7 protein-coding genes are annotated in these 13,456 nt (G+C 73.4%); 6 read left to right on the top strand and 1 reads right to left on the bottom strand.

Features of this window, described 5'->3' with window-relative positions:
* From CLV71_RS07695 to CLV71_RS07670, 6 genes are all read left to right on the top strand, one after another.
* Complete coding sequence (locus CLV71_RS07695) at positions 1 to 3,138, top strand: S41 family peptidase (protein WP_133901949.1); 3,138 nt, start codon at positions 1 to 3, stop codon at positions 3,136 to 3,138.
* A 5-nt stretch (positions 3,139 to 3,143) separates the two neighbouring features.
* The gene (locus CLV71_RS07690; protein WP_133901948.1) at positions 3,144 to 4,376 is read left to right on the top strand and encodes an NAD(P)/FAD-dependent oxidoreductase; all 1,233 of its coding nucleotides are present in this window, start codon (positions 3,144 to 3,146) and stop codon (positions 4,374 to 4,376) included.
* Positions 4,373 to 5,650, top strand: a complete 1,278-nt coding sequence (locus CLV71_RS07685) for an FAD-dependent oxidoreductase (RefSeq protein ID WP_133901947.1) — start codon at positions 4,373 to 4,375, stop codon at positions 5,648 to 5,650. The genes CLV71_RS07690 and CLV71_RS07685 overlap by 4 nt, the downstream gene beginning before the upstream one ends.
* Positions 5,647 to 7,146 (top strand): FAD-binding oxidoreductase, encoded by a 1,500-nt coding sequence (locus CLV71_RS07680; RefSeq protein ID WP_243866285.1) that lies wholly within the window; start codon positions 5,647 to 5,649, stop codon positions 7,144 to 7,146. Before CLV71_RS07685 ends, CLV71_RS07680 begins: the two co-directional genes overlap by 4 nt.
* Positions 7,147 to 7,217: 71 nt before the next feature.
* Entirely contained in the window at positions 7,218 to 10,058 is a 2,841-nt protein-coding gene (lanM, locus tag CLV71_RS07675) for a type 2 lanthipeptide synthetase LanM (RefSeq protein ID WP_133901946.1), read from the top strand.
* A gap of 36 nt (positions 10,059 to 10,094) precedes the next feature.
* On the top strand, positions 10,095 to 10,337 hold the full coding sequence (locus tag CLV71_RS07670) for a hypothetical protein (protein ID WP_133901945.1): 243 nt from the start codon (positions 10,095 to 10,097) through the stop codon (positions 10,335 to 10,337).
* 3 nt (positions 10,338 to 10,340) lie between these two features.
* Here the strand turns inward: CLV71_RS07670 and CLV71_RS07665 are convergent, their stop codons facing one another.
* Positions 10,341 to 13,253 (bottom strand): helix-turn-helix transcriptional regulator, encoded by a 2,913-nt coding sequence (locus CLV71_RS07665; protein WP_133901944.1) that lies wholly within the window; start codon positions 13,251 to 13,253, stop codon positions 10,341 to 10,343.
* Positions 13,254 to 13,456 lie beyond the last annotated feature (203 nt).

Here is a 13,456-nt window from a genome sequence, read left to right as displayed (position 1 = left end):
ATGACTGGCTACCTCCGGTTCCCCACGATCCACGCGGATCTCGTGGTGTTCGTGTCCGAGGACGACCTGTGGGCCGTGCCCGCCGGCGGCGGCGTGGCGACCCGGCTGACCGCCGGGGTGTCCGAGCCCGCGTCGCCCCGGCTGTCGCCGGACGGCTCGCTCGTGGCCTTCGTCGGCGCGGACGACGGACCGCCGGAGGTGTACGTCATGCCGGTGGCGGGCGGCGCGGCACGCAGGCTGACCTACGACGCCACCCGCTGCACGGTCACCGGCTGGCACCCGGACACCGGCGAGATCGTGTTCGCCAGCGCGGCCGGGCTGCCCGCCGGGTTCGGCACGCGGCTGTTCGCGGTCGACCCGGACGGCGGCCCTGCCCGGCTGCTGCCGTTCGGGCCCGCGAGCGCACTCGCGTTCGGCCCGCGCGGGATGCTCGCGCTGGGGCGCAACACCGCGGACCCCGCGCGGTGGAAGCGTTACCGCGGCGGCACGGCCGGTGAGCTGTGGGTCGCCGAGCGCGGCCGGTTCACCCGGCTGTCCGTCGGCGGCAACCTCGCGGGGCCGACCTGGGTCGACGGCAGGCTGTTCTTCCTGTCCGACCGCACCGGTGTGTCCACTGTGTACTCGTGGGCACCCGGCGGGGACGTGGTCGAGCACAGCGGGCCGCTCGACTTCTACGCACGCAACCTGACCGGCGACGGCACCCGGCTCGTCTTCCACGCGGGCGCCGACCTCTACGTGCTCGAGCCGTGCGGTCCCGCACGGCGGATCGACGTGCGGGTGCCCAGCTCACGCACCCAGCGGGCACGTAGGTTCGTGCCTGCCAAGGAGAACCTGCACGGCGCGACCCCGGCGCCGGACGGCTCCGCGCTCGCCGTCACCGCGCGGGGCAAGGCGTTCACCATGGCCAACTGGTCGGGGCCGGTGCGCCAGCACGGCCTGCCGGACGGCGTCCGCTACCGCCTGCTGCACTGGCTGCCGGACGGCGACCAGCTCGTCGCGGTCGCGGCGGACGACCAGCCCTCCGAACGGCTGGTGTTGCTGCCCGCGCACGGCGCCACGCCCGTCGGGGTGTCCGATGTGGACCTCGGGATCGTGACCGAGCTGGCGGTCGCGCCCGCGGGCAGGCTCGTGGCGGTGGCCACGCAACGCCAGGAGCTGCACCTGGTGGACCTGACCGACGCGCCGGTGGTCCGCCGGCTCGACCAGGCCGAGCACGGCCGGATCGAGGACCCCGTGTGGTCGCCGGACGGCCGCTGGCTCGCCTACGCCTGCCCGGACTCCCCGCAGACCACGGGAATCCGGCTCGTCGAGGCGGCGACCGGCCGGATCGTGCGGGCGACGGAGCCGGTGCTGCACGACGTGCGGCCGAGCTTCGACCCGGACGGCCGCTACCTGTACTTCATCGGGCAGCGCGACTTCACCCCCGACCACGACCAGGTCTCCTTCGGCCTCGGCTTCCCGCTCGGCAGGCGGCCCTACGCCGTGACGCTGTCGGCCGCGACGCCGTCGCCGTTCGCGCCGGTGGCCCGGCCGCTGGTCGCCGAGTTCGACGAGCCGGACGACACGTCGGGCGACGGCGTCGAGGTGGCCGTCGACCCGGACGGGATCACCCGGCGCGTGGTCCGGTTCCCGGTGCCGGAGGCCCGCTACCAGCGCGTGTTGGGCGTGCGGGGCAAGGTGCTGCTGCTGTCCGACCCCGTCACTGCACACAGTGGACCGGCGGGCCGGGTGGAGCTGTTCGACCTGGCCACCGGCGAGATCGAGGAGCACCTCACCGGCGTGGACGACATGGTGCTCAGCGCGGACGGCACGACCGTGGTGTACCAGGCGGACGACCGGCTGCGGGTGCTGCGCGCACGGGAGGCGCCGGAGGACACCACCTCCGACGACCCCGGCAAGGACACCGGCTGGGTCGACCTGGACCGGATCAAGGTCGCGGTCGACCCGGGCGCCGAGTGGCGGCAGATGTTCCGCGAGGCGTGGCGGCTGCAGCGGGAGAACTTCTGGGACCACGAGATGTCCGGCGCGGACTGGGACGCCCTGTACACGCGGTACCTGCCGCTGGTGGACCGGGTGGCGAGCCGGGGCGAGCTGTCGGACCTGATCTGGGAGCTGCAGGGCGAGCTGGGTACCTCGCACGCCTACGAGTCGGGTGGCGAGTACCGGTCGCGGCCGAAGTACGCGCAGGGGTTCCTCGGCGCGGACTGGGACGTCTCCGGGGGCACGTGGCGGATCGGCCGCCTGCTCGCGGGCGACCGCTGGGACGAGACCGCGACCTCGCCGTGCAACCGGCCGGGCGCGGACATCCGCGCCGGCGACGCGATCGTGGCGGTCAACGGCCAGCCGGTCGGCCCGGCGGGCCCCGGCGAACTGCTGGTCGGCCAGGCGGGCCAGGAGGTCGAGCTGACGGTGGCCCGCGACGGCAGGGCGCCGCACCGGGTCGCGGTCCGCGCCACCGCCGACGAGTCACCCGCCCGCTACCGCGACTGGGTCGGGAGCAACCGGGAGGTCGCGCACGCGTTGTCCGGCGGGCGGGTCGGGTACCTGCACGTGCCGGACATGAACCTCCGTGGCTACGCGGAGTTCACCCGAGGCTTCCTCACCGAGCACGACCGGGACGCGCTGGTGGTGGACATCCGGTACAACTCGGGCGGCTTCACGTCGTGGCTGCTGCTGGAGAAGCTGTCGCGGCGGCGGCACGGGTACGAGACGGGCCGGTGGAGCGGTCGGGCGCCGTATCCGCCGGAGTCGCCGCGTGGACCGATGGTGGCGCTGACGAACGAGCACGCGGGCTCGGACGGCGACATCTTCAGCCAGGTGTTCACGCAGATGGGTCTCGGTCCGTTGGTCGGCAGACGCACCTGGGGCGGGGTGGTCGCCACGTGGCCGCGACACGACCTGGTGGACGGCACGACCACCACGCAGCCGGAGTTCGCCTACGAGTTCCGGGGGCGCTGGCTGGAGAACCACGGCGTGGAGCCGGACGTGGTGGTCGATCCGGCCCCGCACCAACACGTGGAGGGCGTCGACCACCAGCTCGCGACGGCGGTCCGCCTGGCCATGGCACAGCTCACCGAGGAGGGCGAGGTGGACCTGACCACCTCGATCCGTTCGGCGGCACACAAGCAACGGAGGTAGACCCCATGTACGACGCGATCGTGGTGGGCGCCCGGTGCGCCGGGGCCACCACCGCCATGCTGCTCGCCCGCAGGGGGAACAGGGTCCTGCTCGTCGACAGGGCCAGGTTCCCGCGCGACACACTGTCCACTCTGTACATCAACACCCGGGGCGTGTCCCGCCTCATGCGGTGGGACCTGCTCGACGACGTCGTCGCGGCCGGCACACCCGCGCTCGACCGGGTCAGCTACCGCATCGGCGCCCCCGGTGCCGGCGCCGTCACCCTCGACGGCGCGCCGGGCCCGACCGGCGACGCCACCGCCGCCTACGCGCCCCGCCGGTCCGTGCTCGATGAGATCCTCGTCCGCGCCGCGGTCGCGGCCGGTGTCGAGCTGCGTGAGGGCTGCTCGGTCGGCGGCCTCGAGTTCGACGGCGACCGCGTCGTCGGCGTACGGCTCAAGACCGGCGTCGAGCGGGCCCACCTCGTCGTCGGCGCGGACGGCATGCGCTCGACCGTCGCCGACGCCGTGGGCGCACCCATGATCGTCGAGGACTCGCCGAAGACCTGTGTCTACTACAGCTTCTTCGCCGACACGACCGACCACTTCGAACTCTACGAGGCGCCGGGCCAGTGGATCGGCGCCGTGCCGACCAACGACGGCGCGACGCTCGTGCAGGCGTACTTCCCGCAGTCGGCGTTCCAGCGGATCCGCCACGACGCGGCAGCCGCCTTCGCCGAGAACGTGTCGACCGCCGCACCCGAGCTGTGGCAACGCATGCAGGCCGGCGGGCAGGTCGATCGCCTCTACGGCACCGGCGACCAGCGCAACTTCTTCCGTGCCGCGGCAGGCCCCGGCTGGGTGCTCGTCGGCGACGCCGGCCACCACCGCGACTCGATCACCGCCCGGGGCATCACCCACGCGTTCCTGCAGGCCGAACTGCTCACCGACGCGCTCCCGGCCGACCTCGCCGACACGCCGACAGTCCAGAGAGGACTGGAGCGGTTCGCGACCCAGCGGTACGACGCGCTGATCGACGACTACCACGACACGCTGTCGGTCGGGAAGCTGTCCACCCCGCCACACCGGGTCGACATGCTGCGTGAGGTCGCGGAGGACCCCGAGCGCACCGCGAAGTTCTTCGCGGGCATGGCCGGCACCGCACGCGACGAGCAGACGCCGAGCACGGAGTCGCTGTCGGCGTTGATCAAGTGGATGCGGCGGAGCCGCCGCCCGGCAACCGTGGGGAGCGCGTCGTGATAGGGAATGTGGCGATCATCGGCGGCGGCACCGGCGGCCTGTGCCTCGCGCAGGTACTGCACCGGGCCGGTGTCCGCGTCTCGGTGCACGAGCGCAGCCGCGCGAGGACCGAGCGCATGCAGGGCTACTCGCTGCACATCAACCCGGTCGGCTCCCGGGTGCTGCACGACGTGCTGCCACCCGAGAAGTGGCGGGCGTTCCTCGCCACGGCAGGCGCGCACAGCTCAGGCTTCGGCTTCCTCGACGAGCAGCTCCACGAGATGGTCGTCATCGACGACGCACGCGGCAGGCACGACCCGGCGTGGGCCTACCACTCGGTCAGCCGCATCACCCTGCACCAGCTGTTGCTCGACGGCGTGGCGGACGTCGTCGAGTACGACCACGAGTTCGAGCGCTACGAACGCAACCCCGACGGCACGGTCACGTGCCACTTCGTGAACGGCGACACGGTCACGGCCGACGTCGTGGTCGGCGCGGACGGCGCCCGCTCCAGGGTGCGTGGCCAGTACCTGCCGCACGCCGACCGGGTCCACACCGGACTCACGCTCGTGGCGGGCAAGTACCCGCTCACCGCCGAGACACGCGGCACGCTGCCCGCCCGCATGCTGGACGGGCCCAACACCGTGCTCGCGCCGGGCGGGTGCGGGCTGTTCGTGTCGCCGCACGACATCGAGTCCGTGGCGCCACACAACGGCATCGGCGCCGACTCGGCCGATCTGTCCACGGTGGACCCGGTGCTGTTCGACAACACCAGCAGCTACATGATCTGGGCGTTCGTGGCAGGCGAGTACCCCGGCTGCGAACTGTCCTCGATGGACGGTCTGGCGTTGCGGGACATGGTCGCGGAACGGACCGCCGCGTGGCACCCCAGGCTGGGCGCCATGATCACCGGCTCGCCCGTCGAGTCGATCTCCGTCGTCCCCATCCTCACGTCGGTCTCGGTGCCACGCTGGCCCACCACCAACATCACGCTGCTCGGCGACGCGATCCACAGCATGACGCCGTTCCGCGGCGTCGGCGCCAGCGTGGCGATGCACAACGCCGCGCACCTCGGCCGCAACCTGGTGGCCGCCGACCGGGGCGACCTGGACGTGCTCGCCGCGCTCCGCGACTTCGAGCGCCACATGACCCTCTACGGGTTCGCCGCCGTCCGCGACTCGCTGCGCGCGGCCAGGGAGATGGTGTCCGGCGCCCGCGTCGGCAGCTCGCTCGACCAGGCCATCAGCCGCTTCTTCCCCGGCGTCTCGAAGGACTACTGGAGGGTCGCGCTGTGACGATCACCGTCGGCCTGCCCACGACCACGATCGGCCCCGACGACCCGCGTTACCCCGACCTCGTGCTCGGGCGCAGCCACCGGCACGTCGGCACGCCCGACTACATCCGGCTCGTCACGTCGACGGAGGACGTCGTCGAGACCGTCCAGGAGGCGGTGTCGGCGGGCAAGCGGCTCGCCGTCCGCAGCGGCGGCCACAGCTACGAGGACATCGTGACCCACCGGGACGTCCGCGTGCTGGTCGACGTGTCCCGGCTGTCGCAGGTGGGGTTCGACGCGTCGATGGGCGCGTTCGTCGTCGGGTCCGGCGCGCGCCTCGGCGACGCCTACCGGACGCTGTACACCGGCTGGGGCGTCACGTTCCCCGGCGGCACGTGCGCGACGGTCGGTGTCGGCGGCCACCTCACGGGCGGCGGGTACGGGCCGCTGACCCGCAGGTACGGCTACGCGGCCGACCACCTGTACGCGGTGGAGGTCGTCGTGGTCGACGCGGACGGGCACGCGCACGCGGTCGTGGCGACCCGTGAGCCGGACGACCCGAACCGGGAGCTGTGGTGGGCACACGCGGGCGGTGGCGGCGGCAGCTTCGGCATCGTCACCCGCTTCTGGCTGCGGTCCCCGGAAGGCCCGCTGCTGCCGAGCCCGCCCGCGACCGTGATCGGCAAGGAGGTCTTCTGGCCGTGGGCCGGGCTGAACGAGACGTCGTTCTCGCGGCTGCTGAAGAACTTCGGCACCTGGTACGAGCGGCACAGCGAGCCCGGGGCACCGGAGACGGCCCTGTGGAGCGCGATCGTGGCCACCCGGAGGGAGGGCAACGGCATCGCGTTCGGCGTACAGGTCGACGCGACCGTGCCGGACGCCCGAGAGCTGATGTCCGCGCACCTCGACGCGGTCAGGGAGGGCGTGAAGGCGCCGTTCGTCCAGGAGGAGCGGACGCTGCCGTGGCTCGCGTCCACCGAGTGGCTCTCCGCGCTGGCGGAGAACGGCGTGTCGGGCCAGCGGATCAAGGTGAAGGCCGCGTACCTGCGTACCGGCCTGACCGACACCCAGCTCGCGACCGCCTACCGCCACCTGACCGCCCGCGACTACCGCAACCCGAGGGTGTCGTTCCTGCTCAACGGCGACGGCGGCGCCGCACACGCCAGGTCGGACACGGACACGGCCATCGCGCAGCGCGACTCGGTGATGAAGGCGATCTACCAGTCGGTGTGGTCGGACGCCGACGAGGACGAGCGGCACGTGGACTGGCAGCGGCGGTTCTACCGGGACATGTACGCCGACACGGGCGGGGTGCCGGTGCCCGGCGAGCACGTCGACGGGTCCTACGTCAACTACCAGGACGCCGACCTCGCCGACCCGGAGTGGAACACGTCCGGCGTGCCGTGGCACGAGCTGTACCACCGGCACAACTACCCCCGGCTGCAACGGGTAAAGTCCCGTTGGGATCCACTCAACGTGTTCCGGCACGCACTGTCCGTGCGACCGGCGGTTTCCTGATGAGTCATCCGGGAAAATCTGCGTAGTTACCACGCATGTCCCGGGGCGTCGTTGCTGGCAACGTACCCGGCGTGATCCCACAGCTCGGACTCGCGGCCCAGGTGGCGGACCCTTTCACCGCTCCACACTGGTGGGCGGCCGGGGTGGCGCTGCACGAGCGCCTCGCCGGTCCCGCCCCGATTCCCAGCCCGTCCGTCCAGGCGGAACACCGCCTGGCGGCGTGGCGGGCGAGCCAGGGGGCATCGGTCTTCGCCCGCCGCCTGACCGCCACCGGCATGGACGAGTCCCGCCTGCTGGCCCTCCTCGCGGAGACCCCCGAGGAGGTGACCGCTCGCCTGGCCCGCCCGGAGTGGGTGGACGCGGTGGACAGCGCGGTGCGCCGTGCGGACACGCCGGCCGAGGTCGACGCGGACACCTGGCGGGAGGCGTTCGCGGTCCCGTTGCGGCCCTTCGTCGACGGCGCGGTCGAGCGGGTGCTCGAGCTGGTCGAGCCGTGGCAGGTCGACCTCGACGCGGTCATGGCGCGGTTCGCCGCGCGGCTGTCGCGGCGGCTCGTGGCCATCGCCGCCAGGACGCTCGTGCACGAGCACAACAGGGGAGCGGCCGGTCTCGCGGACTTCGCCAGGCGCACCGCGACCTCCGACGGGCTCGGCGCACTCTGCGCGGCCTACCCCGTGCTCGCGCGGCTCCTCGGCCAGACCTGCCTCCAGGCCGCCGAGTCCACGGTGGAGCTGCTCCGCCGGTTCCAGAGCGACCGGCGCGAGATCCTCGGCGTCCTGCTCGGCGGCGCCGACCCCGGTCCGCTCACCGAGGTCGAGGCGGGCGCGGGCGACACCCACCGGTCCGGCCGGTCCGTCGCGATCCTCACCTTCTCCGACGGCCGCAAGGTCGTCTACAAGCCCCGTGACCTGGCCGTCCACCAGCACTTCGGCGTCCTCGTCGACTGGCTGAACGACCAGGTGCCCGGCCTGGACCTGCGTACCCCGACCGCCCTGGTCCGCCCCGGCTACGGCTGGATGGCGTTCGTCCCCCGCCACGGCCTCGCCGACGAGCACGCGGCCCAGGCGTTCTACCGCCGCCAGGGCGCCCTCCTCGCCCTGCTGCACGTGGTCCGCGCGGCCGACGTCCACTGCGAGAACCTCATCGCGAGCGGCGACCAGCCCGTCCTCGTCGACACCGAGTCGCTGTTTCAGGCGGGACTTCGCGTGCCGGCGGGCACCACCGACCCGGCCGCGAGGATCCTCGCCGACTCCGTCCACCGCACCGGCCTGCTGCCGATGGTCGTGGCGGGCGAGAACGGCGCCGTGGAGGTGTCCGGGCTCGGCGGCGAGGCAGGCCAGCGGGCCGAGACCGCCACACTGGACTGGGCGCAGGCCGAGACCGGCGAGCTGCGGCTCGTCCGCCGCACCGGCACGTTCGCGGGCGCCGACAACCGTCCCCGCCTCGGCACCCGCGAGCTGGACGCCGCCGCCCACGAACAGGCGCTCCTCGACGGCTTCCGCCTCGGCTACGACGCGATCCGGCGCGACCGCGACGACTTCGCCGTCCTGCTGGAGGCGTGCGCGGGTGCCGAGGTCCGCGTGGTGCTCCGCCACACCAGGGGCTACGCCACGCTCCTCGCCGAGTCGACCCGCCCCGAGCTGATGCGGGACGCACTCGACCGCGACCGCGCCCTCGACCTGCTGTGGGCCGAGTCGGCCGCCGACCCCGCGCGGTGGCGGGTGTGCGGGCACGAGCAGGCGGACCTGTGGGCCCACGACGTGCCCCTGTTCACGGCCCGCACCAACGAGACCGCGCTGTCCTCCTCGGACGGCGGGCACGTCCCGGACGCGCTCGACCGCCCCGGCCTGGCGAGCGCGCTGGGCATCCTCCACGGCATGTGTGACGCCGACCGCGCCACCCAGGAGTGGATCATCTCGGCCACCCTCGCCACGCTGCGTGCGACGGTCGAGCACCGCGACGCCGCCCCGCTGCCCGCCACCCCCGCCCCCGCGCCCGCCGAGCGCCTCCTGTCGGCGGCGTGCGCGGTCGCCGACGACATCCTCGCCAGGGGCGTGCACGAGCGCGGCCGGGTGAGCTGGCTCGGTCTGGAGCCGGTGGACGACCGCAGGTGGATGCTCCTCCCGATGGGCGCGGGTCTCGGCGGCGGCTACACCGGCGTGGCGCTGTTCTTCGCGCAGCTGGCGGAGCTGACCGGCATCGACGGCTACGCGACCGTCGCGCGGCGGTCCCTGTCGTCGGTCCCGAAGCTGTACCGCACGCTCGCCACCCGCCCGGACCTGGTCGCCGCCGTCGGCCGGGGCGGCATGCAGGGCCTCGCGGGGATCGCCTACGGCCTGGCCCGCCTGTCGACGCTGCTCGACGACGACGAGCTGAAGGAGTGGGCCACCATCGCGGTGGCGCTGGCCGCCCGTGCCCCGGCGGTTCCCGAGGGCGAGGCCGCGTGCCGGGCCGCGATGAGGTCCGTCCACGCGGAACTCGCGCTCCCACCCGCCGCGCACCTGGCCGCGGCCTGCGTCCCGACCGGCGGCCTCAGCTGGTGTGCCGGCACGCCCGGCCCCATCGTCGTGCGGGCACGGGAGGTCGACGAGACCGAGGCACGCCAGGCCATCCGGCGGCTCACGGAGCGCCCGGTGCTCGACGACCTGTCCCTCTGCCACGGCGAGCTCGGCGTGACCGATGCGCTCGTCGCACTGCACGCGGCAGGCCACGACGCCGCCGCCGAGCTGGACACCCGCGCCGAGCTGGTCGCCGGCGCCATCGACCGGCACGGCACGCCGTGCGGAACCCCCGGCGGGGTGGCCACCCCCGGCCTGCTCAACGGACTCGCCGGCATCGGCTACGGGCTGCTGCGCCTCGGTTTCGCCGAGCGCGTGCCGTCCGTGTTGCTCTTCGAACCGACGCCACGCTGACGGCGTGGCACTCACCGAGAAAAGGGAGACCCCAAGGTGTCGGACGCGGAACTCACCGAAACGAGCACCAACGACCATGTCCAGTACGACTACCGGCTGACCCTGATCCGACTGATGCCTGCCGTGACGTTCGGGCTGCAGGCCGCCGCACTCGCCGGCCTCGCCGTCTCGGCGGGTGCGGTCGCGATGGGCCTGGCAGGGGTGTTCGACGACTCGTCCGTGGCCGTCACCTACACGACCTGCAGCATGCAGGAGAAGGTGTCCGACGGGACGATGTGACCGTCAGCGCCGCACGGCGTCGGCCGCGAACTCGCTGAGCGCGATGCGGTTGGGGCGACCGGTCTTGGTGATGAGCCCGGAGACGTGCTTCTCCACCGTCCTCGTCGACAGGTGGAGACGGTCCGCGATCTCCCGGTTCGCCAGCCGGTCGCCCAACAGCAGCAGCACCTCGTACTCGCGGGCCGTCACCCCGACCGCCCGCAGCGACGCGGGGATGTCGTCGACCCCGCCGCGCCGCTGGCCGACCCGGACACCGGTGTCCCGCAGCAGCCCCCGGCACGCGCTGGCCACCGGCGAGATGTCCGCGTTGTGGAAGTACTCTTCCGCCGCACGCAGCCAGTCCACCGGCGTACCCCAGCCATCCGCCTGGGCCGCCTCGCTGACCAGCCGCAAACCCAGGTGGCGGCCCATCTCGTATGGCGCGCCGACCTTCACGGCCTCCTCGACGCAGCCCGTCGCCTCGTCGTGCCGCCCGGCCCTGCCCTCGAGCACGGCACGGGCGAACAACGCGTACAGCCGGTCCCACCGGAACCCGGCCGCGGGCACGGACGTGCGCTCCTCGAACGCCGGCCAGTCCAGCGTGCCGTCCAGGCACCCCAGCAGCAGGTGCAGGCCGTAGCGGCCGGAGAGCTGCATGACCGTGGGGTTCTCCTCCTCGGCCCGCAGCGCCTGGGCCAACTCGGTCACCGCCCGCTCGCGGTTCTCCTCGAGCAACGCGCAGAACGCGCGCCCCAACCCGTACACCCGGGACGCGTACTGCGGCTGGACGTCGCCCTCCCAGCGCCGGAACTCGACCAGCGCCTCGTCCATCTCGCGCCGCCTGCCCCGGTGCGCGGCCAGGATCGCGCGGTTGAGCAGCAGGAACTGCACCGTCTCCAGCAGCTTGAGCCTGGCCGCCGTCGACAGCACCTGCTCGATCATGGCCTCCGCGGTCGCGAAGTCGCCGTTGAGGACAAGGCACAGCGTGATGCTCTGCTCGGCGATGTAGCGGGCGGTCACCGCACCCGCGGTCGTCGCCTGCCGCCTCGCCTGCTCCAGCCGCTCGATGCTGCCGTCCCGCAGCGCGTCGTCGTTGCCGAGCTTGACCAGTGCGTGGATCTCCCAGATCGGCAGGTCGTGCCGAACGGCCAGCTCCCTGGCGCGCTCCAGGCACGCCGTACCCTCGTCGGGGTCGCGGCTCCTCGTGACCAGGCCGGCGAGCTGCCAGGCCTGGCAGGCGACCACCGGCAGCGGCACGGCCTCGGCGACGATCGCGGCGCGGCGGGCCATGTCCTCGGCCGTGCGCAGCTGCTGCTCGCCGGGCTCGTCGAGGGCGAGGTGGGCGGCCACGACATCGATCGGAGCGAGGTCCTCGGCCGCGGCGTTCGGTCCGAGCAGCGTCCTGGCGGCCCGCAGCTGGGACAGTCCGTGCTCGCTGCGGCCGGCGACGGCGGCCGCCCACGCGAGGCGGGTGTGCAGCTCGGCGCGGCGACGCGGGTCGAGGCCGCCGATCTCGTCGAGGATCGCGATCGAGTCGATGGCCCGCTCTACGAGCCCTGCCTCCGCGAGCGCGTGGAGCAGGGACTCGAGCGTGAGCGCACGCGGGCCGGGGTCGGCGCCCGCGAGCAGGTCCCAGGCCCGGTCCAGCAGCGCGACGGCCGTGTTGGCGGCGCCCTGCGCGAGGTAGCGGCGGCCCGCCTCGGCGAACAGCAGACCCGCGGCGAGCAGGTCACCGGCGTCCAGCCGCAGGGCGGCGCAGGCCTGGCACCACTCTCCCGGCAGGCCGGGGAAGACGACCTCGACCGCGTCCGCCACCTGGCTCGCCAACCGGGCACGTTCGACCGGCGTGAGCAGGGTCAGCAGTGCCTCGGCGAGCAGCGAGTGGCGGAAGGCGTACCAGTCGGGGATCTGGTCGTCGACGGCGACGAGCTGGGTGGCGTGCTCGCTGTGCAGGTAGTTGAGCAGTTCGCGGTCGGGGAGCCCGGTGACCTCGCCGACGATCGCGAGCGGGAACCGGCCGCCGACCACGGCCGCGACCGACAGCAGCTCACGGGCCTGCGGGCCGAGTGCCTCGACGCGCCTCGCGACCGTGCGCGCCACCGACACCGGCATGTCGGCGGTGCCGCGTTCGGCCATCCGCCAGTCGTCGCCGGCCTCGACCAGAAGGCCGCTGTCGACCATCCCGCCGAGCAGCTCCTCGATGAGGAAGGGGTTTCCGGCGCTCCCGGCCCACAGCAGCTCGACAGCCGCCTCCGGCACCGCGGCGGGTGCGACGTCCAGGCAGGACGCGGCGATCCGGCCCAGCCCGTCGTGGTCGAGTCGGCCGAGGTCGAGCACCCGGCCGGTGCCCCGCCGCGCCGAGGACCTGGCGACCTCGTGGGCCTGGCACGGCTCGGCGCGGACCAGCCCGAGCAGCAGTGTCGGCTGGTGGGCGAGATTGTCGATCAGGTACTCGAGCACGGCGAGCGTCTCGGCGTCAGCGTCCTGGAGGTCGTCGAGCACCATCAGGCAGCCGTGCCCCGCGCCGACGAGCGCGGTGAGCCGCAGCACCGCCTCGGCGAGAATCACCAGCGACCCGCCGGCCTGCTCGGCGGCGGGCGGGCCCCAGTCCGGGATCAGGCGGGCGAGCACTGGCCGGTACGGGCCGAGCGCGGCCACGTCGATTGGCTCGCCCCGGCGCAGCAAGGAAAGCAGCGCCTCGGTGAGCGAGCGGAAGGGTACCATCGGACCGACCGCGCTGGCGCGGCCACGGAGCAGCACCATGTCCGAGGCGAACGCGAGGTCCGACGCGGCGGCCGCGAGGCGCGACTTCCCGATGCCGCTCTCGCCGACGAGGAACAACGCGCCCCCGCTGCCCGCGCGCGCCGACGCCAGCGCGTCCTCGACGATCCTGAGTTCGGGGTCCCGGCCCACCAGGATCGAGGAACGGCTCCGCACGTGACTTACCCTAACCCAGCCGCGCGCCGGCCGAACGTTTCGTTGGTATTGCGGGACATTCGTGCGGTCACTGACACACCAGGGCGTCCTCTCCCGGACAGCCTGCCGCCGTTTTCATGCCCACCTCAACGTATACCGCAGTGGGGGACTTGCGGCAAGACCTCCTTCGGACCGCATAATCGCAGGTCCGTGCACGGATCGAA

The organism is Actinophytocola oryzae, from assembly GCF_004364325.1.
Lineage (GTDB): Bacteria > Actinomycetota > Actinomycetes > Mycobacteriales > Pseudonocardiaceae > Actinophytocola > Actinophytocola oryzae.
Note: the sequence above shows the minus strand (reverse complement) of the source record. Positions and strands in the feature narration are given on the sequence as shown.